Source organism: Deinococcus deserti VCD115, assembly GCF_000020685.1.
In the GTDB taxonomy this organism is placed as follows: domain Bacteria; phylum Deinococcota; class Deinococci; order Deinococcales; family Deinococcaceae; genus Deinococcus; species Deinococcus deserti.
Window position 1 is genome coordinate 2,495,001 of sequence record NC_012526.1, and the last position, 19,407, is coordinate 2,514,407.

Consider the following 19,407-nt stretch of genomic DNA (forward strand, 5'->3'; position numbering starts at 1 on the left):
AACGTGGTGTTTTTTGCCCGCCTCAAGCGGGAAATCGGCGCCGAGCACCTGAGCCTGAATGTTCCAGAGGGATCAGATGTGCGCGCCATTGCCAAAGCCGTTGAAGAGCAATACGGGATCAGCCTGAAAGGCTGCATGGTGGCAGTGAATGAAACATACGCAACGCCCGAACAGCCTCTGAAGGAAGGAGACGAGGTTGCCTTTCTTCCTCCTGTTGCAGGTGGCGATTCTGGTGCTGATACACACTGCGCCCTGGTTGAGACGCCGCTGCAACTACAGGATGCCGATGCTTTTCTCGTTCGCCCGGAGTGCGGTGCGCAGGCGTATTTTGTTGGAACGGTACGAAGCCCCAATCAGGGCCGGCAAGTGGAATTCATTGACTACGAGGGCTACGGTCCTCTGGCCCAGAAGGTCATGCACGAGGCCGCTCAGGCAGCCAGCAGCAGGTACGGAGAATTACGTATCTATATCGAGCACCGCCTTGGCCGGCTTCGCCCAGGAGAGGCCAGCATTCTGATTGGCGTGGCCAGTGCTCATCGCCGCTCTGCACTTGAGGCCTGTGATTTCCTGATCGAGCATCTGAAAGTTCATGTGCCTGTCTGGAAACACGAAAAAGACGAGGATGGCGAGCACTGGGTGGATGGCCAGACACCACATCCCACTCTTTAAGAGGCACAGCTGAACCTGGCATCCGGCGAAACCAGTCACCTTTTGCTTCAACGCTGCCAGAACATCAGAGAACCTTGCAATCCGGTCCCGTCTGTCAACGGCTGCGCTGCTCTTTGAGCAGGGTGTAGTTGACCGGCGGGCCGTGTTGACGCGCGTGAGCTTCAAAAGCCAGGTAGTACCGCCCGGCGAGCACGATCATCAGGGCCACTACCGTTCCCAGCGCCAGAAGCAACGGCAGGCCTTCAGCGCCACTCAAAATGCCGTTGAAGACGAAGTGAAGAACGATGCTCAGCAGCACGCCCTGCACCACCCACCACCGCCCCCGGGCCCAGTGCAGACCGCCCAGTGCGTAGCCCTGAGGGGCGCTGAACAGGGCGTGGGCAAGGGTAGTGAATAAAGCATGCCAAGTCGCTGCCGGAGTTCCAAAACCCAGCGTGTAGGTGACGTTTTCCATCAGAGCAAAGCCCAGCGCAGCGGTGACGGTATACACCAGACCGTCCATTGGTTCATCGAATGACACTTCGGTGACGGCAGTTGCGGCCGCCAGAAACTTACTGCCTTCCTCAATCACCGCCGTCAGCAATGCAAGCAGCAAGAACATCAGGGGCAAAGGCGAATGAAGAACGCGGCCCAGACTGGCCTCGAACGCCGCTGCGACAAGCCAGGCGAAAGCCCCCCAGGCAAAAGTGCGGGCCAGCAACCACAGTGGTTCTGGATGGCGGTCCCGCCGCACGAAGAACCACAGCCACGCAAAGGTCAACGTGACTGTGATCAGCAGCGGAACCAGAAGCGGCATATCAGGCTCGCGCCAGTCGGGCAGCCGCCTGCATCGGCTGGTGGGCTAAATGGGTCAGTGCAAGTGCCAGCGCATCGGCTGCATGGTTGTTGAACAGCTCACGCACTCCAAGGCTGGCCTTGACCATGTAGATCACCTGTTCCTTGTCGGCCCGGCCAGTACCGACCAACGCCTTTTTGACCTGCATGGGGCCATAAGAATGAATCGGCACGCCTGCCTGTGCACAGGCCAGCTGCACAACCCCAAACGCCTGTCCCACCTTGAACGCAACATCGGCCTGACGCCGGAGAATCTGATCCTCGATCGCCACCGCCTCCGGCTGATATTCAGCAAGCAGCCGGGTCACTTCCTCGTGGATGTATTGAAGGCGGCGGGGCATCACCCAGGCGCTTTCTGTAGTGAGGCAAACATGGTGCAGGTGCCGGGCCTTGCGGATATCTCCGTCTACCAGGCCCAGGCCCAGGTTGGCCAGGCCAGGGTCAATGCCAAGCACGATCATGTCTGAGAGCATACGGCAAATACCGTCTCAGTACGTAAAAACCACCCGCCTTACAGTCAGGGCGGGTGGTATGGAAAGGAGAAAGAGGCTTAGTGGCTACCGCAGCCGCCGCTGCCCTCACCATCGGGTGACTGGGCACCGTCGGTGCGGAATGAATGGCCACAGCCGCAGGAGGACGTTGCATTGGGGTTGTTCACGGTGAAGCCGCCCCCCATCATGTTTTCGACAAAGTCCACTTCGCAGCCGCGCAACAGATCGATGCTCATACGGTCAACCAGAAGCTTGACGCCCCGGTCCACCACGATGGTGTCGCCTTCGAGCTCGCGGTCATCAATGGCCATCCCGTACTGATAACCGCTGCAGCCACCACTCTTGATAAAGACGCGCACGCCTGCATTTTCCTTACCACTGCTTTGCAGAATGCCCAGAGCTTTCTGGGCGCCAAATTCGCTGATGCGGATGTCCTTATGCAGGGCCTCGCCGCTGATGTCGGTAGGAAAGGTCGCAGTCATGCGTGAAGCCTAACACCATTGGCGCAACACAATCGTGCGTTTTTGGCACTTTTGACCCTCGCAGCAAAGGGCTGTTCAGTCAGGGACCTATGAGCCGCTGTTACATTCCTTGAGTGCAGTTATGTTAAGATAAGAGACATGACGAACCCCTATGCCGAGTGGTTCGAGCAGCTTCGCAAGGAGTATGGTGAGCAGCTCGGGTCCATGCCACTGCCCGAAGGGCTGCCAGAACATCTGCGGGCCCTGATTGATCAACATGACGAAGAAGCTATTCAATTCATGATCAAACTGGCCTGGCAGTTTGGCGCGCAAGTGGGCTATGCCGCCGGAAGCCGACAGAATGCGGCACCTGCGGCTTACCCACGGCCTGGCCGCGTTCAGGCCTGAGCCCACATCCTTTCAGAGCATCACCGCCACGTCTGTTTTCGTGGCGGTGAATTTGTGGAGTAAGGGCTTTTGACATCCACCAGGCTGGATTCTCTGCAGCAGGGAAAAGATCGGGTTCGCTCCACTGCAGCCTGCCCTTTCTCCTGATTCAGACACGCTGCATAACTCAGCGCGTCCTATGTGGGATCTGGATCAGTGCCTGCCAGAACGGGGCGCGGCATAACACCCGATTTCATCGTCTCCAGCAACCAGACCGCGCGCGGCCAGCTCTGTCAGGACCAGCTGAGCAAAAGCCTGCAGCGCCTCTGGGTCAGCTTCTTGACACTGACGTGCGTCCAGACGTAAGCGCCTGGCTTCCCGGGCCAGTTCCAGCGCCAGCTCATCCATCTGATCAGCCTAGTGCATCGGCCAGGGAACCTGACAGGCAGCATCCCCAGCCTCTCGCAAGACCAGACGAAAAAACCGCCCGGGCAAATGACCAGGGCGGTTTGAAATTTCCGATCTCAGTCGTGGGAGGGTAGGGCGCTACCCTGACTGTGTGCTTGCCGGTCACGTTCATCGGCTTCGCGAAGTTTGCGAATACCACGCACGATGGCCAGCGTGCCGAAATAGCTCAGGGCCGGCAGCAGGAAGGTCAGGATCCACAGGATGGTGTTGGCGTTGGACGAGTTGAGCAGCCCCGAACTGATCAGTTCAGGCTTATAGCCGGCCACCGACATCACGGCCATCATGACCATGAAGGCCACACCCGCCGCCAGCCTCACCGGATGGTTGGTGGGGTTTTCGGCGTAGTACATGTTGTCCTTGCTGCGGTCCAGCATCGGCACTGCGAACATCAGGCCAATAACAAGCGTGGGCAGCAGGATGGCACCGACGAACTCTGACCCGATAGCTCCACCCAGAATATGGAACTCGAAGCTGGGAATAATAGCCAGGGCACCGAAGACCCACAGCAGATACCAGTCGGGCTTGATGTTGTTGATCGGGGTGGTGCTGGGCGGCCCGAAGTACTCGACCGGGTGCACTGGAATAAAGGCGCTGAACAGAACCACGATGCCGGTAAACAGCAGAGTCAGCATGATCATGATGGGCGTCTGCTGCGTGCTGAGCGGCACACCGACAATCTTCTTGTAGGCAATGCGCTTGGCGTATTGCGGCTGGGTGTGCTTCTGCTTGACCATGATCAGCATGTGCGCAGCCGTGGTGGCCAGCAGAATGCCGGGCAGCAGCATGATGTGGTAGCCGTAGATACGCGGAATGATGCCTTCACCAGGGAAGTTCCCTGCAAATGCCGCCTGCGCCACCCAGGCGCCAACCCAGGGAATAGAAGCGGCGATGCCGTAAACGACCTTGGCCGTGTTGTAGGCGTAGTTGTCGTAAGGCAGGATGTAACCGGTCACCGCGGTCAGGGAAGCGAAGATCAGCAGCAGCATGCCGATCCACCAGTTGATTTCGCGGGGCTTCTTGAACGCACCCGTAAAGTAGATGCGCATCATGTGAATGACAGCCGCCGCAATCATGATGTTGGCCATCCAGTGATGGATACGGCGCAGCATGTCACCAAAGGGCATGGCGTTAATCTTGAGAGTCGAGTGGTAGGCAGCTGGCAGCAGGTTGGGCTTGTCAGCCGTTCCAGGATCGAAGGAGTTGACCACCATGCTGTTGCTGGGCTCGTAGGACAGGGCCAGCACGATACCGGTGATGATCAGGACGATCAGGCTGAACAGCGTGATTTCACCCAGAAAGAAGCTGTGGTGAACAGGAAAGGCTTTGCGTAGGGCCTTGTCGTTCAGACGCGAGATGTGCAGACGCTCGTCAAGCCACTGGTTCATCCGAGTTGCTCCTTAACCTGCTCCTTGCGCGCTTCCCAGCCCTCTTCACTGAAGGGATAGGGATGCTGCAGGAAGAAATCGCCCACGACCAGATTTTCACCTTCAAGTCGAACCGGCAGCTGCGCCAGCGGACGGGGTGGCGGCCCGCCGATGACCTTGCACCCCTGTTTTGGATCATATTGGCCAGAATGGCAGGGACAATTCATCGTCCCAGGACGCTGTTCATTATCACTGACCGAGCAGCCGGCGTGGGTGCACACGTCGCTGTACACCACAATCTCACCGTTCACCGTGGCTTCCAGATTGGTGGGCTCCACGAGCTGTCCTTTCGGGAAGCGGTAGACCGCCAGGATGTTGTTTGGGTCGCCCTTACGGATGACGTTGTTGCCCTGCTCGTCCTTGCCCATGGGCCAGGCGCGGATCAGCTCGTCACTCAGTTCGCCGGGGCGGATGGGCTGACCTTCCTTGCTTTCCAGCGCGTGAACCAGGATGTCCCCTTTGACAGGAGGCATCTTGTCGCGGGTCAGACGAAACACCGGGTTGGCGGTGCCCAGCGCACTTACCAGACTGACTACACCCACCGTCGCGGTTGTGCCGACTGCCACATTGATGAACTTGCGCCGCGTGATTTCCGGATCTTCTTTTCTGTAGCGAGTCATTTCAACCTCTCCAGATCACCAGGGGAACTCGCCGCTGGCGTCCTCGACGAGCACTTCGCCGTCCATAAAGAATTTCTTGTACAACCCTGTGGCCAGAGCCAGCAGCAGCAGGATCATGGCTGCATAGAAGCCTTCAGCCGTCACGTTGGGCATCACCTGCTCAGCAGCGCCCCAGCCGGCATAGTCGGTGACCATCTGCCGGACGAACAGCACGCTGAAGAGCAGGGTCAGGGCCAGGGTGGTGAGCATGGCCAGCATGGCCATTGGCGACGAGCGGACCTTGTGAATGCCAGGATGCAGTTCCACGCCTTCGGTCCAGACGCTGTACAGACCGATCAGACCGTAGGTGAGGAGCACCATGACAAAGGTGGCGAGGAAGATTTCAGGCAGCTGTATGTGGTCAGGCACAAAGCGGCTGCGGTTTTTCAACACTTCCGGATCGACTTTGGCCTGACCGGCAGCCACCGTAGCCGGGGTCAGGGGTTCCTCGATCTTGTTGCCCCACGAGTTCAGCACGTAGTTGGCTACAGCATAGATCTCGTTTTCTTTGAGCTTGTCGCCAAAGGGCTGCATGGCACCCTTGCCCTTGACAATCGTGGAGTGGACGTAGACCGGGTCTTTAGTGATGTCCTCATTGCCTGCCAGGGCGGGTCCAGCACCGCCCTGACCCTGCAGGCCATGGCAACCCGAGCAGTTGGCCTCATAGACCGACTTGCCGACCGTAGGAACTTCCTTACTGATGTTGGCCACGACCGCTGGATCCACCACCACGGGCTCAGGGGCTGTTTCCTTGTTGAACAGGAACAGCAGAATGATCCACATAATGGCCGCGCACACAATAGCGACCCAGGGCATGACAGCGTCGTTTCTTTCCACGTTCCCTCTCCCTCATGCGTGAAGTGGCCTGTGTTCTTGCCTCGCGGCTTGGGGTCACAAACGGCCTAATCCCAATTAGGATAGCACGCACCGAACCTGCGCCCAGCGCGTCCTTTCCGGCTCGCTGGAAGTCTTTCGGCAGCCTCTATCGTGCGCCTTACCGGGCGGTTAAATGTCCCCGGACGGGACTACCTGACCCAGCTCACTCAGCAGCGGCCACAGGGCGTCGGCCAGGGCCAGGACGTCCCGGTTTTCAGGATGCTCGCGTGGGTCCTGGCCAGCTTCTGAAAGCAACGCGATCACCAGAGGCCGCGGCGTATACAGAATTCCCACGTCGTGGTGAACGCCTGTCAGTTCTCCGCTCTTGCTTACCAGCCGGTACACGTGTTCACCCGTCGGACTGCGCGGCACCCGGCGCCCGATGATGTCGCGCAGTTGTTGACGCGAAAGGATAGACAAGGCCAGATCGGTATGTGTGCGGTCCAGCAGGGCACCGTTTGCCAGCCGCAGAAGCAGATCCACCTGATCATGGGCTGAGGTGCGGTTGCGCTCTCCACGCCGCTGAGCCTCATTCTGCTGTTCAGGTGGCAGCTGCAACCTGCCGATCAGACGGGTGGAAGACCAGCCGCCGCGCGCCAGCCAGCTGTTGATCTCATCAGGTCCGAGCCGGGCGATGACCAGATTGGTAGCGGTGTTGTCACTGACAATCACCATCAGAGTCAGCAGGTCCAGCCAGCTTGGTTGCAGGCCAGCACCCAGTTCATAGAGAATCCCAGACCCCGGCACGCGGTCAGCCGCCTCCAGCGTGACGCGTTCACGGAGATTCAGCCGGCCCGTCTGCGCTTCTTGTAAGGCCTGGATCAGCAGAGGAACTTTGATGGTACTGGCTGCAGGAAAAGTCCGGGTGGCATTCAGGGCGTAGAGTTCGGTCCCGTCCAGGTCACAGATCCGCAGCCCGGTGTCACCAGCGAACCCACGCTGGCGCGCGCGGGCCAGAAACGCTTCTCTCACTCCGGCAGAACCAGACCAGCCAGGGCAGCAAAGGGGTGCGCGGTGCCAGCTGGGCGCAGCGTACAGAAGGGCGGGCCCCCTTCCGGCTCGACCCGGTGCATGCAGGCCGGGCATTCGGGGAAAGCCTGCTCGGTGTAGGCGAGGTCCGGCTCGGCGCTGGTCATGGACCATTCACGCCCGCAGCCCGCACGGAACGTGACCGGTTGCGGCGTACGCACCGGGGAACCGGAACGACCCTTCTTACTCAAGGTTGGCGATGCCCTCCCGGATGGCGTACAGCGCCGCCTGGGTGCGGTTGTTGAGCTGCAGTTTGGTGAAAATCTCCGAGAGACGGTTGCGCACGGTCTTCTCGCTGATGTCCAGTCTGAGAGCAATATCCTGGTTGGAAAAGCCCTGGGCCAGCAGCTTGAGAATCATGGTCTCACGCTCGTTGAGGTCCGCGTGTTTCTCGCTGGGCAGTTCCTCGCGCTTGTCACGGAAATCGTCGAGAACGTTCTGGGCCATGTCCGCGTCAAGCAGGGCCTCGCCCGCAGCGACCCGGGTAATCGCGTCGATCAGGGTGGCCGCGTCGGCGTCTTTGAGAATGTATCCGCGGGCTCCAGCCTTCACGGCCTCGAACACATAGCGGTCCTGGCGGTACATGGTGATCATGATCACCCGGGCATTCGGGTCGATTTCCAGGATGCTCTGGGTGGCCTTGACACCATCGAGCTCGGGCATCTGGATATCCATCAGGATCACGTCGGGGTGGGTATCCGCGGCGTAACGGATCGCTTCACGGCCATTGGAGGCCTCGCCGATCACGCGCATGCCCTCGGACTCCAGCAGGCTTCTGAGCCCCTGACGGAACAGGGCATGGTCATCGACAAGCAGCACTCGAATCATGCCCATAGTGTAGGCCTCCACGCGCAGACACAAGGCAACGATTCTGCCGATTGCCCTCACACAGGGGGCAAAGAGTTCAGTAAGCACTTAGCCGGTACACTGAGGCCCGTGATGACCTGGTTTGACGCGCTGCTCGTGACCCTCTGGGCCGTGGTTACGGCCCTCGGTGTGCGGCGCGGCCTCTCCGGCCTGAGCTGGGGACTGGGCGGCATTGTCGTGTGCTATCTGGCCAACAGCGTGAGCTCCTCGCCTGTGGTCTCGGTGCTGCTTGTGGCGGCGCTGGGCTTTGGAGGGGCTGTCGTGACCCGCCGCCTGATCCGCGCCCCAGTAGAAACGCCGTGGCATCTGGCCGCAGGCGCACTGGGCGGCTTTGTGCTGGGGGCGCTGCTGATCAGCACTGTGGCGCTGAGCTTTCCACTTGATGTCCGGGTGACGCCCAAGGGCCGTGTTGCGACGTACCCGTCGGTCAGCCTGCCCCCCGGAATCTATGACGCAGTGTCGCAGTCGCAGATCAAAAATGAGCTGTTGCGGGTATGGAAGGCCAGCCCGGCGCTGCGCACGCTGCTGATTCCTGATCAGGCCCGGCTGCGCTGACTGGCTGCTGCCGCGTTTGTTTCCGGGGTGCCGGGGTCCAGCCCCTGCGGGGCAGGCAATTCAGGCTGAGGATGCGGCTGGGTACGCTGACTGAGCACCGTCGCGACCACCACCAGGAGACCACCTGCCGCGCCTCTCAGACCGACCTTTTCCTGAATAAGCAGGAAACTGAAAAAGGTGGCCGTGACTGGCTCCAGGGCGTAGATCAGGCTGGCCTCGGCGGCGCTGACGGTGCGCTGCCCGATGGTTTGCAGCAGGGTGGTGACGGCGGTCGCCAGGACACCCAGATAGAGCAGCGGTGCCCAGGCAGACTCCGGAGGCCACAACTGCCCGGGTGCGCTGAGTCCGGCCCAGATCCAGGCAAGAACAGTCACCACCAGGACCTGTGCGAACGTGAACTGCAGCGGATGGTGACGCGTGGCCGTTCCCTCCAGCGCCACGATGAATCCGGCGTAGGTCACCGCGCAGGCCAGTGCCCAGGCGTCGCCCACCACCAGCGCGCCACCTTCCCAGGACAGCAGCCCGAGCCCGAACACGGCCAAGGGCAGGGCCACCCAGAGGCTCAATGGCATGCGTCGGCGCTGGGCAAAGGTCAGCCACACCGGGACCAGCACCACGCTCAGCGCAGTAAAGAAGGCAGCGCGGTTGGCGCTGGTGGTCTGCAGAGCCACCGTCTGGGTTCCGTATCCGGCGATCAGCCAGGCACCCAGAATCAGGCCGTCCCGGGCCAGCCCTTCTTTCCAGCCTGCAAAGCCGCCGGTTGCAGGAATGCTGCGGGTCGGGGCCTTGCGGGCCATTACGGCCAGGACCGGCAGCAGGACCACGGTAGCCAGGGTAAACCGCCAGGCGATCAGCACGCTGGGCGGTAACTGTTCGCCCAGTTCCTTGACCACAGCGAAGGTGCTTCCCCACAGCGCCGTGACCAGAACCAGAAGCAGGATGCCGCGCGCGTGGGGAGTCATCGCGGGCAATTGTAGTTCAGGCTGTTGCCGGGCTGTCCGGGTCAGAGGGCCAGGTTCGGCACGGCGGCATCAGCGGCGGCGGTCAGAACCTGGACTCCCGCCTGCTCGAAGGCCTGCCGGGCTGCCTGGGGTGCGTCGTCCGTGACCCAGTGGCTGAGGTCACCCAGCTGAGCGAAGACTGCGAATCCCTGGTGATCCCATTTGCTGTGATCTGCGATCAGGACGCTGTGGCGAGCGCGGCGCATGATGGCAGTTTTCTGCTGCGCCTCGACCAGATTGCTGTTGGTAAGGCCACCCTGCCGCGCGTCGATGCTGGTGCAGCCGACCAGAAAGACGTCGTAGCTGTAGCGGGCCACTGTGGCCAGCGCGTCAGGACCCGTGATGCTGAACGTGCTGCCGTAGACCTCACCACCGACGACATACAGAGGGCACTCGCCGTTGAGTTCGTACGCCACGTCGATACCGTGGGTGACCACACGCAGGGTCCTGGTGAGCTGCGGCGACCGCCGGAGGGCCTGAGCCACATGCAGGGCAGTCGTGCCGGCATCCAGGTATACGGTCTGTCCGGGACGCAGCAGGGTCACGGCTGCCTGGGCCAGTCGGGTCTTTGCTTGCTGCTGCGACTGCTGACGGTCCCGGTACTGCTGATCCTGACTGGCCAGGGTAGCGCCGCCATGCACCTTACGGATCAGTCCGCGTTGCGCCAGCAGATCAAGGTCTCGCCTGGCCGTCGCGCCGCTGACGCCCAGGGCCGCAGTCACCGCCGTGGTCCTCAGACTGCCGTGCTGGGCCAGAAGGTCCAGGATGCGCTGAAGCCGGTCTTCGGCAAGTGGAGTGCTCATGCTCCTGCATGCTAGAGCACAACGGCGCAGAATTGCTCAAAAATCATCAGGCTGTACGAACGACTTGCCCCAGTGGCAGCAGCAAGGCCAAAACGATGAAGGGTCCTGGCCTTGTCAGGAATACCGGCGTCAACTTATGCTATCAATTGATCAAAATTAATCAGAGTTCGTCAGAAAAGCGCAACAGTGCGTGATCCTGGCAACCGCCCTGACCGAGGGCAAGGAGCGGCATGATCAACCTTCCGCAACAACTGATCCGCCTGGGAGCCCAGGCCCGTGACAAGGAGGACGCCATCCGTCAGGTGGCAGCCTTGCTGGCTGACGGCGGCGCCACCGATCCGGCCTACCTGCAGGGGATGCTGGCCCGTGAGGGACAGGCCAACACCTACCTGGGCAGCGGCATTGCCATTCCGCACGGCACGCCGGATACCCGCCGCCTGATCCGCCAGACCGGCATTGCCGTGGTGCAACTGCCACAGGGAGTCGCCTGGGGTGAAGGAGGCGAAACTGTGCGGCTGGTGGTCGGCATTGCCGCCGCAAGCGACGAGCACCTGGATATCCTGCGCCGCCTCACGCGGGTGCTGGCCGACGACGCGCTGGTCGAGCGGCTGTCCACGACTGACAACCCGGCCGACCTGCAAGAAGCGCTGACCGGCGAGCGGCCGGCCGCCCCTGTCGCTGCTGCAGGTCCTGGTCTTCCCCACAGCGTGCAGGTGACGCTGCCCAACCCACTGGGCATGCACGCCCGTCCGGCCACCATGCTGGCCAACCTGGTCAAGGCCCGCGGCGCCCAGGTACGCCTGAGCCGCGACACCGGCGAGAGTGCCGACGCCACCCGCATGATGGAAGTGCTGGCTCTGGGTCTCACACGGGGCACTCCTCTGACGGTCAGCGCTGACAGTCCAGAAACTCTGCAACTGGTCGCCGACGCCATCCGTGGCGGCCTGGGCGACGATCTGAGCGCCCCGGCCAGTGCTGCACCGGCCCGCCGCGAACCCGACTGGGTGCCCGCCCAGGTGGGCGCCACCATTGAAGGTGTACCGGCAGCTGACGGGCTGGTGGTGGGCGTCACCCGCCAGCACGCCCCCAGGCCTCTGGATGTTCACGATCAACCGGGCGACCCGGTGGAAAACGCCGCCAAGCTCGACGCCGCACTGCGCAGCGCCCACACCGAACTCGAGAACGTCGTGGCCGAAGTGCACTCGCGGTTCGGAGCCGACAAGGCAGCCATCTTCCGCGCCCATCAGGAACTGCTGGCCGACCAGGGCACCGTGCAGGACGCCGTAGCGCTCATTCTGGACGGGCACGGTGCCGCCTGGGCCTACCAGCAGGCCAGCAACGAGCGCATCGCTCAGCTTCAGAAACTCGACGACCCCACCCTCGCCGCGCGCGCCGTGGACCTCAGTGACGTGCAGCGCCGGGTTCTGCGTCAGCTGCTGGGCCTGCCCGAGGAAACCGCGCAGCAGTCGGGGGCAGTCATCCTGCTGGCCCCCGACCTGACGCCCAGTGACACCGCCCGCCTGGGTCCCAACTCGCTGCTGGGCTTCGTGACCGCGCAGGGCGGCCCGACCAGCCACACTGCCATCATCGCGCGTGGGCTGGGGCTACCTGCCGTCGTGGCTGCCGGCGACAGCCTGCTGGACATTCCCGACGCGACTCCGGCAATTCTGGACGGCAGCGCCGGGAGGTTGTACCTGAACCCCAGCGATGCTGACTTGCGCGGCGCCCGCGAGCATCAGGTGGTACTGGAGCGTGAACGTGAAGCGGCGCGCGCCGCACGTCACCAGCCTGGAGCCACCCGTGACGGAGTGCGCGTGGAAGTGGCGGCCAACATCAACCGTGCGGCCGACGCGGCCGCTGCGCTAGAGGCCGGAGCCGAGGGCGTGGGGCTGATGCGCACCGAGTTCCTGTTCCTGGAGCGCGACTCGGTACCCAGTGAGGACGAGCAGGAAGCCGAGTACCGGGCCATGGCCGCCGCCATGGGGGACCGCCCGCTGATTATCCGTACGCTTGACATCGGTGGGGACAAGGAAGTGCCGTACCTGGGGCTGGCACGCGAGGACAACTCCTTCCTGGGAATTCGCGGCATCCGGCTGTGCTTCGAGCGCCCGGACCTGTTCCTGCCGCAGCTGCGCGCTGTGGCCCGGGTCGCCCGGGACCACCCCAACGTTCACCTGATGTTCCCCATGATCTCCACGCTGGAGGACTTCCGGCGTGCCCGCGCCATGTTCGAGGGTGTGCGCGAGGAACTGGGCGCCCCCCGCGTGCCCCTGGGCGTGATGATCGAGGTGCCAAGCGCCGCCCTGATCGCGCATGAGCTCGCGCGCGAGGTGGATTTCTTCAGCGTGGGCACCAACGACCTGACGCAGTACACCCTAGCGATGGACCGCCTGCACCCGCAACTTGCCCGCCAGACCGACGCCATGCACCCCGCTGTGCTGCGCCTGATTCACCTGACGGTGGAGGCCGCCCGGCGCGAGGGCAAATGGGTCGGCGTGTGCGGCGGCGCTGCCGGCGACGAGGTGGGTGCGCTAATTCTGACCGGGCTGGGCGTGAAGGAACTGTCGGTCAGCGCGCCGCAGGTCCCGGGCGTGAAGGCGGCCCTGCGCCGGCACACCGCCGCACAGCTGCGTGAGATGGCCGAGCAGGCGCTGGCGCAGCCCACCGCCGAGGCCGTGCGCGCCCTGGTACAGGGGCGGCGGGAGAGCGCATGAGTTCACCGGCTGCTGCGCCCCGGCGCCGGGTGGCGACCCTGACCCTTAACCCGGCGCTGGACATGACCGTGCAGGCTGACGGCTGGCAGCGTGGAGAGGTGAACGCAGGGCAGGCCATGCAGATCGATGCGGGCGGCAAGGGTGTGAACGTGGCCTCCTTCCTGGCCGACTGGGGGGCGGACGTCACCGCGACCGGCCTGCTGGGCGACGGCAACCCCGAAGCCTTCGAGACCCTGATGCGCGCCAAAGGCATCACCGACGCGTTCGTGCGCGTGCCGGGCCGCACGCGTGTAGGCGTGAAACTGGTTGACCGCACGGCCCAGGAGACGACCGATATCAACCTGCCGGGCCTGCACGCCACGCCCGAAGCACTCGCGTTACTGAACGAGGCCGTGAGCACCCTGCTGCCCACCCATGACGTTTTCGTGCTGGCCGGCAGCCTGCCGCCGGGCGTAGCACCGGACTTCTACGCCTCGCTGGTCGCCCGGCTGCGGGCCGAAGGCAAGTTCGTAGCGGTGGACACCAGCGGTCCGGCGCTCAGGGCGGTGCTGGACGCGCCGACTCTGCCGCACCTGATCAAACCGAACGTGCATGAGCTCGAAAGTGCCCTGGGCCGCCCGCTGGAAGACGAGACCTCCGTGCGCGCTGCCGCGCGTGGCCTGCTGGAGCGCGGGGCACATGTCGTTGCGGTCTCGCAGGGTGAGCAGGGGGCGCTGTTCCTGACAGCGCAGGAATCGGTGCGGGCCAGGCCCCCACGGGTCCATGTGGTCTCGACGGTCGGAGCTGGGGACGCGATGGTGGCTGGACTGATCAGCGCGCACCTTGACAGCCTGCCGCTGGGTGAAGCGGTGCGGCGGGCCACCAGCTTCAGCCTCGGCACAATCACCCGCCTGGGCGCGCACCTGCCGCCCCGGGCCGAGCTGGACACCTTCGCCGCTCAGGTGGAGGTGCAGAGCGCCTGATCCTCTCCCCGCTCTTCAGTCCGCACCTCACCCTAAGCTCTGACTTTCCAACCTCACAGGAGGTTTCACCCATGGCAAAACTCGTCGCTGTGACCGCCGGTCCTTCCGGTATCGCCCACACTTTCATGGCCGCTGAAGCGCTGCGCCGCGCCGCTCAGGCCGCCGGCCACCTCCTGCGCGTGGAAACGCAGGCCGGTGCCGCGCCCCAGGACCCTCTGAGCGCCGCTGAGATCGCCGCCGCAGACGCGGTGATTCTGGTGACCGACGTGCCGCTCGACGAGGCCCGCTTTGCCGGCAAGACAGTGGTGCGCGGCAGCACCCAGGACGCCATCCGCCGTGCTCCGGAACTGATTGCCCAGGCAACCGGCAGTGCGCCGGTACAGCCCGTGACCTCCACCCTGGCGGAGACCGGTGCTCCGGGTCCGGCTGCCACGGTCTCCGCCGCCTCTGCCGCGACCGGCACAAATGCCCAGAGTGCCCCCACCAGTCAGGCACCGCTGAAGGTCGTGGGCATCACCTCGTGCCCCACCGGCATTGCGCACACCTTCATGGCTGCCGAGGGTCTGGAAGGTGGTGCCCGGGCGCTCGGCTACCAGGCAAAGATCGAAACGCAGGGCAGCGTCGGGGCCGGCAACGCCCTGACGCCGCAGGACATCGCAGAGGCAGACGTGGTGGTGATTGCGGCCGACACCAACGTGGACCTGTCGCGCTTTGCTGGCAAGCGGGTATACCAGACCGGCACGAAACCCGCCATCAAGGACGGATCGGCCGTGATCCGCACAGCCCTGAGCGACGCTCAGGTGTACGGCTCAGCCCCGTCCGCAGATGCCGGAGGGGCAGGGGATTACGTTGCCCAGGCTGCTTCCGCCAAGGCTGCCAAGAACGCGGGCGTTCCCAGCTTCTACAAGCACCTGATGACCGGCGTGTCGCACATGCTGCCCTTCGTGGTGGCGGGCGGGCTGCTGATCGCGCTGGCCTTCGCTATCGGCTCGTTCCAGTTCGGGGACCAGGGCATTTTCATCTACGAGGACCGGTACGCCGGCACCCTGGGCAACACGCTGTTCAAGATCGGAGCAAACGGAGCCTTCGGGCTGTTCGTGCCGGTGCTGGCGGGCTTTATCGCGTTCTCGATTGCCGACCGGCCAGGGCTTGCCCCCGGGATGGTGGGCGGTTTTCTCGCTGGCCTGACCGGGAGCGGCTTCCTGGGCGGCATTATCGCCGGCTTCCTGGCCGGTTACGCGGTGCGCTGGCTGACCCGCAACATCCGCCTGCCGCGCACGCTGGAAGGCCTGAAACCCACGCTGATCCTGCCGCTGCTGGGCACCCTGATCGTGGGTCTGCTGATGATGCTGGTGATCGGCCGCCCTGTTGCAGCGGCGCTGGGTGCCACGACAGCCTGGCTGCAGGGCCTGGGCAACACCTCGGCAGGCGTGCTGGGCGCCGTGCTGGGAAGCATGATGGCCTTCGACATGGGCGGGCCGATCAACAAGGCCGCCTACACCTTCAGCACCGGCCTGCTGGGCGAGAAGGTCTACGGTCCGATCGCCGCTGCGATGGCTGCCGGCATGACTCCGCCGCTGGCGCTGTTCCTAGCCACCCTGGTGTTCCGCAACCGCTTTACCCGTGACGAGGTCCAGGCCGGCAAGGCTGCGGGCGTGCTGGGCATCAGCTTCATTACCGAAGGGGCCATTCCCTTCGCGGCGCGCGATCCGCTGCGCGTCATTCCCGCGCTGATCGCCGGGTCGGCCGTAGCCGGAGCCATCAGCATGGCGGCCGGGTGCCTGCTGCGCGCTCCTCACGGCGGCATCTTCGTGCTGTTCATTCCGAACGCGGTGACCAATCTGCCCATGTACATCGTGGCCCTGGTGGCCGGGACGCTCGTCAGCACCGCTTTGCTTGGTGTGCTGAAAAAGCCGCTGCCTCAGGAAGCAGCAGTTGTTTCTCAGGAGACAGCCGCCGCGACAGCCTGAACCTGAACTTATGAAGCGGGAAGAGACAGTGCTCTCTTCCCGCTTCTTCATGATCAGGATTCCCGTTGAAAGAAACTCTTGCAGCCTCCATAGCCCTGACTTGGCGCCTCTTCCCTGACTTCCTCTCCTCAGCAGCCGCACGTGATCTTGCGCCATGACGGCCTGCGCGTGCGTTACGCTACCCTGCGCCTATGCTCCCAAAGGAACAGGCCCAGCACAATGCAGCGGTGTTCGGCCGGCTGGCAGCCACCTATGACCACCTGGGTTTCCTGGCTCAGGTGGCGCGGCATGTGGCTGTCCAGGCCAGGGTCGAGCCAGCGGATAAGGTGCTGGATGTAGCCAGCGGCACCGGAACCGTGGCACTGGAACTCGCGGCTCGGGTGGGCCCGTCGGGGCAGGTAGTGGGCACTGATCTTGCCCCACAGATGGTGGAACAGGCGCGGGCCCGCGCGGAAGGCACCGCTGGCCTGAGGTTCGAGCTAGCTGACGCGACAGCCCTGCACTATCCGGACGCCAGCTTCGATCACGTGGTGTGTGCCTCGGGCCTGTTCTTTATGCCGGACATGGGAGCCGCGCTGCGCGAATGGAGGCGGGTGCTGCGGCCAGGGGGAACGGTCACCTTCTCGTCGTTCGGGCCTGGCTTGCTGGGCGACCTGCCGGGCCTGTGGCGGGAAGACCTGACGACGTCTGGCGGCACGCCGGTCTCACCCCCACTGGGCCGCCTGCCAACGGTCGAGGCTGCCCGCGCACTTCTGGAAGAAGCAGACTTCCAGAGTCCCGAAGTCACGCTGGATGACCTGCCGTATTCCATTCCTTCCCCGGAAGCCAGATGGGCAGACATCATTGCTGGCCTGGAAGGTGCCCCGTTAGCCAGCCTGGACGCCCGGGTTCAGGAGGAACTGCGCGAGGCGCACCTTCAGCGGCTGCGAACCAGCATTCCGGGATGGCCGCTTACCGTGTCGCTGCCCGTCATCGTGGCGCGTGGCCGGAACTGAGCGATGTACCTTCTGACATCAGTTCCGGGCGCAGAACTTTCGGGGGATGCAACTTCTCCACCTCCTGGGGCGTAATAGAAGCATGACGAACCCGGATGACAAGAGCCGCGCCGGCCAGGCCCCTGACCCGGCGCCGCAAAGCAACGCACCTTCATGGATTGATGACGTCCTGACCACCTCACGCGCCGCTCCAGCGCCGCAGCCCGCGCCAGTGCAATCGCAGCAGCCCTCACCACCCCGGCCCCTGGAGGTGCCTGAGCTGTCCGGCGAGCAGGACCTGCGCCTTTCGGACCCGGCACCTCAACGCGTGCCCCTGACGCCCCCGGCGTCTTCCACACCCCGCGCGACAACTACCGTACAAGAGCCTTTCGACGCGGACGACTGGATTGCCCGCGCGACCGGCGGCACAGCCAAATCCCCGGTCATGCCGCAGGGGACCCCCGCCGCGCCGCCAGCTCAGGCGGATCCCTGGGGGGACGCCGTGCGCCAGGCGCAGACCTACGTACAACGTCAACCCATGACGCCCTATCAGGGTGCGGCGCCCGTTTCGGGTGACGTGGCTCAGCGCAAGCTGATTGCCGGCCTGCTGGGCATCTTCCTGGGTTGGCTGGGCGCACACAAGTTCTATCTGGGCATGACGGGGGCAGGCCTGACCATGCTGGGCGTACAGGCGGGCGTGTGGATTCTGGCGCTGCTTCTGGGGTTACTGACTCTGGGCTTTGCCCTGGTTCTGACGCTTCCTCTGGCTGGGCTGGTCAGTTCGGCCGTAGGGCTTCTTGGTCTGGTCGAGGGCATCCTGTACCTCACCAAGTCCGACGCCGACTTCGAGCGGGATTACCTGACAGGCAAAAAGTCCTGGTTATAACGCCAAAAAGCCAGAGGCCGCCTCGGAAATTTCCGAGGCGGCCTCTGGCATAGCCTGCTCAGCCCAGGGCCTGCTCAATGTCGGCCTGAAGGTCCTGCACAGCTTCCAGACCCACGCTCATGCGGATGGTGCGGGCCGTTACGCCGGCAGCCAGGCGGGTAGGCTCGGGCAGGCGGCCATGGGTGGTGGTCCAGGGGTGAACCACCAGCGTCCGGCTGTCTCCCAGGTTAGGCACGATCCGCAGGATCTGCAGGCGGCTCAGGAACGTGGCCGGGTCCTCCACTTCAAACGTCAGGACTGCGCCGAAACCTCCACGCAGGTACTGCTGCGCCTGGGCGTGCCAGGGACTGCCCGGCAGGCCCGGGTAGCCGACCTTGCCCACGCGGGGATGCGTGCCGAGCCACTGCGCCAGGGAAAGTGCCGTTTCGGACTGGCGGGTCAGACGCAGGGCCAGGGTTTCCAGGCCCTGGGCCAGCAGGAACGCGCTGTGCGGAGCCAGGGTCATGCCCAGCTGGTGCGCACCGAACCAGCGCTGGCGCCACGCCAGAGCCTGCTCGCCACGGACGTTCAGGATGCTCTGCTCGCCGCCTTCGGTGTAGATAGGATTGCGGCTGAGGTCATGGGCGGTGCCCACGGTGACACTGCCGCCCATGACACTGCCGTGCCCGCCAGCCCACTTGGTCAGGCTGTGCGTCACGATGTCCGCACCATGCTCCAGCGGCCGGCTCAGGAAGCCCACACCAGCCCAGGTGCTGTCCACGGCCAGCAGCGCGCCGCCCGCGTGAGCCACATCAGCCAGCCCGCGCAGGTCCGGGATGTCCCCGGCAGGATTCCCAATAATTTCCGCCCATACCAGGCGGGTGTTGTCCTGCATGGCGCCGCGCACCGCTTCGGGTGTGTTGGGCACCAGGGTGGCGCTGATGCCCATCAGGGGCAAGATGTTGTTCAGGAGCCCAGCAGTTCCGCCGAAGAGGCTGCTGGAGGACACCACATGGTCGCCGGCCCGGCACACACTGAGGATGGCCGTCAGCGTCGCGGCCTGACCGCTGGCCAATGCCACGGTGGCGGCGCCGCCCTCCAGGGTTGTCAGGCGTTCTTCCAGGGCACGCACGGTAGGGTTCTGCAAGCGGGCATAGCTGAGGCCGGTGTTCTGCTGAAACTCGCTCTGGGCCTGCTCCAGCGTCTCGAACTGAAAACCTGCAGCAGCATGAATCGGGATACCAACGGTCTGTCCCAGCCCACGTGGAACACCGGTCTGAACAGCCTGGGTCTCGTACGCGTGTGATGGGTCAGGAATCATGCCCTGCATGGTAGGCGTCATAGCAGTGCGGAGGTGCGAACCTGTCCGGACTGGGGGGTTCTGGCGAATCCTGCGAC

21 protein-coding genes (1 of these 21 cut by a window edge) are annotated in these 19,407 nt (G+C 63.9%); 8 read left to right on the forward strand and 13 right to left on the reverse strand.

Annotated elements, in window-relative coordinates; genetic code table 11:
• Positions 1-669, forward strand: the 3' portion of a protein-coding gene (gene moaD, locus DEIDE_RS11875; RefSeq protein ID WP_012694202.1) for a molybdopterin converting factor subunit 1. It extends 9 nt beyond the left edge of the window; 669 of the gene's 678 nt are visible here — the last part of the coding sequence; the start codon falls outside the window, past its left edge; it ends in the stop codon at positions 667-669.
• A 94-nt stretch (positions 670-763) separates the two neighbouring features.
• On the opposite strand, the gene DEIDE_RS11880 is transcribed toward moaD, so the two are convergent.
• The 3 genes from DEIDE_RS11880 to DEIDE_RS11890 form a co-directional block, all read right to left on the reverse strand.
• A complete protein-coding gene (locus DEIDE_RS11880; RefSeq protein ID WP_012694203.1) occupies positions 764-1,465 on the reverse strand; it encodes a PrsW family intramembrane metalloprotease in 702 nt (233 codons plus the stop codon).
• 1 nt (position 1,466) lies between these two features.
• Positions 1,467-1,964 carry a crossover junction endodeoxyribonuclease RuvC gene (gene ruvC, locus DEIDE_RS11885; RefSeq protein ID WP_041227616.1) on the reverse strand — a complete coding sequence of 166 codons (498 nt, stop codon included), beginning with the start codon at positions 1,962-1,964 and terminating at the stop codon, positions 1,467-1,469.
• An 89-nt stretch (positions 1,965-2,053) separates the two neighbouring features.
• Complete coding sequence (locus DEIDE_RS11890) at positions 2,054-2,476, reverse strand: HesB/IscA family protein (protein ID WP_012694205.1); 423 nt, start codon at positions 2,474-2,476, stop codon at positions 2,054-2,056.
• A gap of 138 nt (positions 2,477-2,614) precedes the next feature.
• Here DEIDE_RS11890 and DEIDE_RS11895 point away from each other — a divergent pair, with 138 nt between their 5' ends.
• Positions 2,615-2,863 carry a hypothetical protein gene (locus tag DEIDE_RS11895; protein WP_012694206.1) on the forward strand — a complete coding sequence of 83 codons (249 nt, stop codon included), beginning with the start codon at positions 2,615-2,617 and terminating at the stop codon, positions 2,861-2,863.
• Between the two features lie 192 nt (positions 2,864-3,055).
• Here the strand turns inward: DEIDE_RS11895 and DEIDE_RS11900 are convergent, their stop codons facing one another.
• From DEIDE_RS11900 to DEIDE_RS11930, 7 genes are all read right to left on the reverse strand, one after another.
• Complete coding sequence (locus tag DEIDE_RS11900; protein ID WP_012694207.1) at positions 3,056-3,250, reverse strand: hypothetical protein; 195 nt, start codon at positions 3,248-3,250, stop codon at positions 3,056-3,058.
• 116 nt (positions 3,251-3,366) lie between these two features.
• Complete coding sequence (locus DEIDE_RS11905; RefSeq protein ID WP_012694208.1) at positions 3,367-4,695, reverse strand: cytochrome b; 1,329 nt, start codon at positions 4,693-4,695, stop codon at positions 3,367-3,369.
• Positions 4,692-5,354 carry a QcrA and Rieske domain-containing protein gene (locus DEIDE_RS11910; protein WP_012694209.1) on the reverse strand — a complete coding sequence of 221 codons (663 nt, stop codon included), beginning with the start codon at positions 5,352-5,354 and terminating at the stop codon, positions 4,692-4,694. The genes DEIDE_RS11905 and DEIDE_RS11910 overlap by 4 nt, the downstream gene beginning before the upstream one ends.
• A gap of 15 nt (positions 5,355-5,369) precedes the next feature.
• Complete coding sequence (locus tag DEIDE_RS11915; RefSeq protein WP_012694210.1) at positions 5,370-6,230, reverse strand: cytochrome c; 861 nt, start codon at positions 6,228-6,230, stop codon at positions 5,370-5,372.
• Positions 6,231-6,398: 168 nt separating this feature from the next.
• Positions 6,399-7,241: a serine hydrolase gene (locus tag DEIDE_RS11920; protein ID WP_012694211.1), complete on the reverse strand. Its 843-nt coding sequence runs from the start codon at positions 7,239-7,241 to the stop codon at positions 6,399-6,401.
• The gene (locus tag DEIDE_RS11925; protein WP_012694514.1) at positions 7,238-7,489 is read right to left on the reverse strand and encodes a hypothetical protein; all 252 of its coding nucleotides are present in this window, start codon (positions 7,487-7,489) and stop codon (positions 7,238-7,240) included. Before DEIDE_RS11925 ends, DEIDE_RS11920 begins: the two co-directional genes overlap by 4 nt.
• The gene (locus tag DEIDE_RS11930) at positions 7,482-8,126 is read right to left on the reverse strand and encodes a response regulator transcription factor (protein WP_012694212.1); all 645 of its coding nucleotides are present in this window, start codon (positions 8,124-8,126) and stop codon (positions 7,482-7,484) included. Before DEIDE_RS11930 ends, DEIDE_RS11925 begins: the two co-directional genes overlap by 8 nt.
• 111 nt (positions 8,127-8,237) lie before the next feature.
• On the opposite strand from DEIDE_RS11930, the gene DEIDE_RS11935 reads away from it, so the two are divergent.
• Positions 8,238-8,720 (forward strand): hypothetical protein, encoded by a 483-nt coding sequence (locus DEIDE_RS11935; protein WP_012694213.1) that lies wholly within the window; start codon positions 8,238-8,240, stop codon positions 8,718-8,720.
• Here the strand turns inward: DEIDE_RS11935 and DEIDE_RS11940 are convergent.
• Together DEIDE_RS11940 and DEIDE_RS11945 are read right to left on the reverse strand one after the other, a co-directional pair.
• Positions 8,702-9,682 carry a DMT family transporter gene (locus DEIDE_RS11940; RefSeq protein WP_012694214.1) on the reverse strand — a complete coding sequence of 327 codons (981 nt, stop codon included), beginning with the start codon at positions 9,680-9,682 and terminating at the stop codon, positions 8,702-8,704. The two genes, DEIDE_RS11935 and DEIDE_RS11940, sit on opposite strands and share 19 nt — an antisense overlap.
• 41 nt (positions 9,683-9,723) lie before the next feature.
• Positions 9,724-10,524 carry a DeoR/GlpR family DNA-binding transcription regulator gene (locus DEIDE_RS11945; protein ID WP_012694215.1) on the reverse strand — a complete coding sequence of 267 codons (801 nt, stop codon included), beginning with the start codon at positions 10,522-10,524 and terminating at the stop codon, positions 9,724-9,726.
• Between the two features lie 230 nt (positions 10,525-10,754).
• On the opposite strand from DEIDE_RS11945, the gene ptsP reads away from it, so the two are divergent.
• From ptsP to DEIDE_RS11970, 5 genes are all read left to right on the forward strand, one after another.
• A complete protein-coding gene (gene ptsP / locus DEIDE_RS11950) occupies positions 10,755-13,238 on the forward strand; it encodes a phosphoenolpyruvate--protein phosphotransferase (protein WP_012694216.1) in 2,484 nt (827 codons plus the stop codon).
• On the forward strand, positions 13,235-14,200 hold the full coding sequence (gene pfkB, locus DEIDE_RS11955; protein WP_012694217.1) for a 1-phosphofructokinase: 966 nt from the start codon (positions 13,235-13,237) through the stop codon (positions 14,198-14,200). Before ptsP ends, pfkB begins: the two co-directional genes overlap by 4 nt.
• A gap of 71 nt (positions 14,201-14,271) precedes the next feature.
• A complete protein-coding gene (locus tag DEIDE_RS11960; protein ID WP_012694218.1) occupies positions 14,272-16,170 on the forward strand; it encodes a PTS fructose-like transporter subunit IIB in 1,899 nt (632 codons plus the stop codon).
• Positions 16,171-16,361: 191 nt separating this feature from the next.
• A complete protein-coding gene (locus DEIDE_RS11965; RefSeq protein ID WP_041227257.1) occupies positions 16,362-17,165 on the forward strand; it encodes a class I SAM-dependent methyltransferase in 804 nt (267 codons plus the stop codon).
• An 82-nt stretch (positions 17,166-17,247) separates the two neighbouring features.
• Positions 17,248-18,030, forward strand: a complete 783-nt coding sequence (locus tag DEIDE_RS11970) for a TM2 domain-containing protein (protein WP_041227258.1) — start codon at positions 17,248-17,250, stop codon at positions 18,028-18,030.
• 58 nt (positions 18,031-18,088) lie between these two features.
• Here the strand turns inward: DEIDE_RS11970 and DEIDE_RS11975 are convergent, their stop codons facing one another.
• The gene (locus DEIDE_RS11975) at positions 18,089-19,330 is read right to left on the reverse strand and encodes an aminotransferase class I/II-fold pyridoxal phosphate-dependent enzyme (protein WP_012694221.1); all 1,242 of its coding nucleotides are present in this window, start codon (positions 19,328-19,330) and stop codon (positions 18,089-18,091) included.
• Between the last annotated feature and the right edge of the window lie 77 nt (positions 19,331-19,407).

What these genes read in the sequence shown, in the direction of transcription:
- DEIDE_RS11910 (WP_012694209.1), bottom strand. Translation starts at nt 5,354, where the DNA reads ATGACTCGCTACAGAAAAGAAGATCCGGAAATCACGCGGCGCAAGTTC.
- pfkB (WP_012694217.1), top strand. Translation starts at nt 13,235, where the DNA reads ATGAGTTCACCGGCTGCTGCGCCCCGGCGCCGGGTGGCGACCCTGACC.
- DEIDE_RS11895 (WP_012694206.1), top strand. Translation starts at nt 2,615, where the DNA reads ATGACGAACCCCTATGCCGAGTGGTTCGAGCAGCTTCGCAAGGAGTAT.
- DEIDE_RS11960 (WP_012694218.1), top strand. Translation starts at nt 14,272, where the DNA reads ATGGCAAAACTCGTCGCTGTGACCGCCGGTCCTTCCGGTATCGCCCAC.
- ruvC (WP_041227616.1), bottom strand. Translation starts at nt 1,964, where the DNA reads ATGATCGTGCTTGGCATTGACCCTGGCCTGGCCAACCTGGGCCTGGGC.
- DEIDE_RS11940 (WP_012694214.1), bottom strand. Translation starts at nt 9,682, where the DNA reads ATGACTCCCCACGCGCGCGGCATCCTGCTTCTGGTTCTGGTCACGGCG.
- DEIDE_RS11965 (WP_041227257.1), top strand. Translation starts at nt 16,362, where the DNA reads ATGCTCCCAAAGGAACAGGCCCAGCACAATGCAGCGGTGTTCGGCCGG.
- DEIDE_RS11890 (WP_012694205.1), bottom strand. Translation starts at nt 2,476, where the DNA reads ATGACTGCGACCTTTCCTACCGACATCAGCGGCGAGGCCCTGCATAAG.
- DEIDE_RS11945 (WP_012694215.1), bottom strand. Translation starts at nt 10,524, where the DNA reads ATGAGCACTCCACTTGCCGAAGACCGGCTTCAGCGCATCCTGGACCTT.
- DEIDE_RS11975 (WP_012694221.1), bottom strand. Translation starts at nt 19,330, where the DNA reads ATGATTCCTGACCCATCACACGCGTACGAGACCCAGGCTGTTCAGACC.
- DEIDE_RS11970 (WP_041227258.1), top strand. Translation starts at nt 17,248, where the DNA reads ATGACGAACCCGGATGACAAGAGCCGCGCCGGCCAGGCCCCTGACCCG.
- DEIDE_RS11930 (WP_012694212.1), bottom strand. Translation starts at nt 8,126, where the DNA reads ATGATTCGAGTGCTGCTTGTCGATGACCATGCCCTGTTCCGTCAGGGG.
- DEIDE_RS11935 (WP_012694213.1), top strand. Translation starts at nt 8,238, where the DNA reads ATGACCTGGTTTGACGCGCTGCTCGTGACCCTCTGGGCCGTGGTTACG.
- DEIDE_RS11880 (WP_012694203.1), bottom strand. Translation starts at nt 1,465, where the DNA reads ATGCCGCTTCTGGTTCCGCTGCTGATCACAGTCACGTTGACCTTTGCG.
- ptsP (WP_012694216.1), top strand. Translation starts at nt 10,755, where the DNA reads ATGATCAACCTTCCGCAACAACTGATCCGCCTGGGAGCCCAGGCCCGT.
- DEIDE_RS11900 (WP_012694207.1), bottom strand. Translation starts at nt 3,250, where the DNA reads ATGGATGAGCTGGCGCTGGAACTGGCCCGGGAAGCCAGGCGCTTACGT.
- DEIDE_RS11905 (WP_012694208.1), bottom strand. Translation starts at nt 4,695, where the DNA reads ATGAACCAGTGGCTTGACGAGCGTCTGCACATCTCGCGTCTGAACGAC.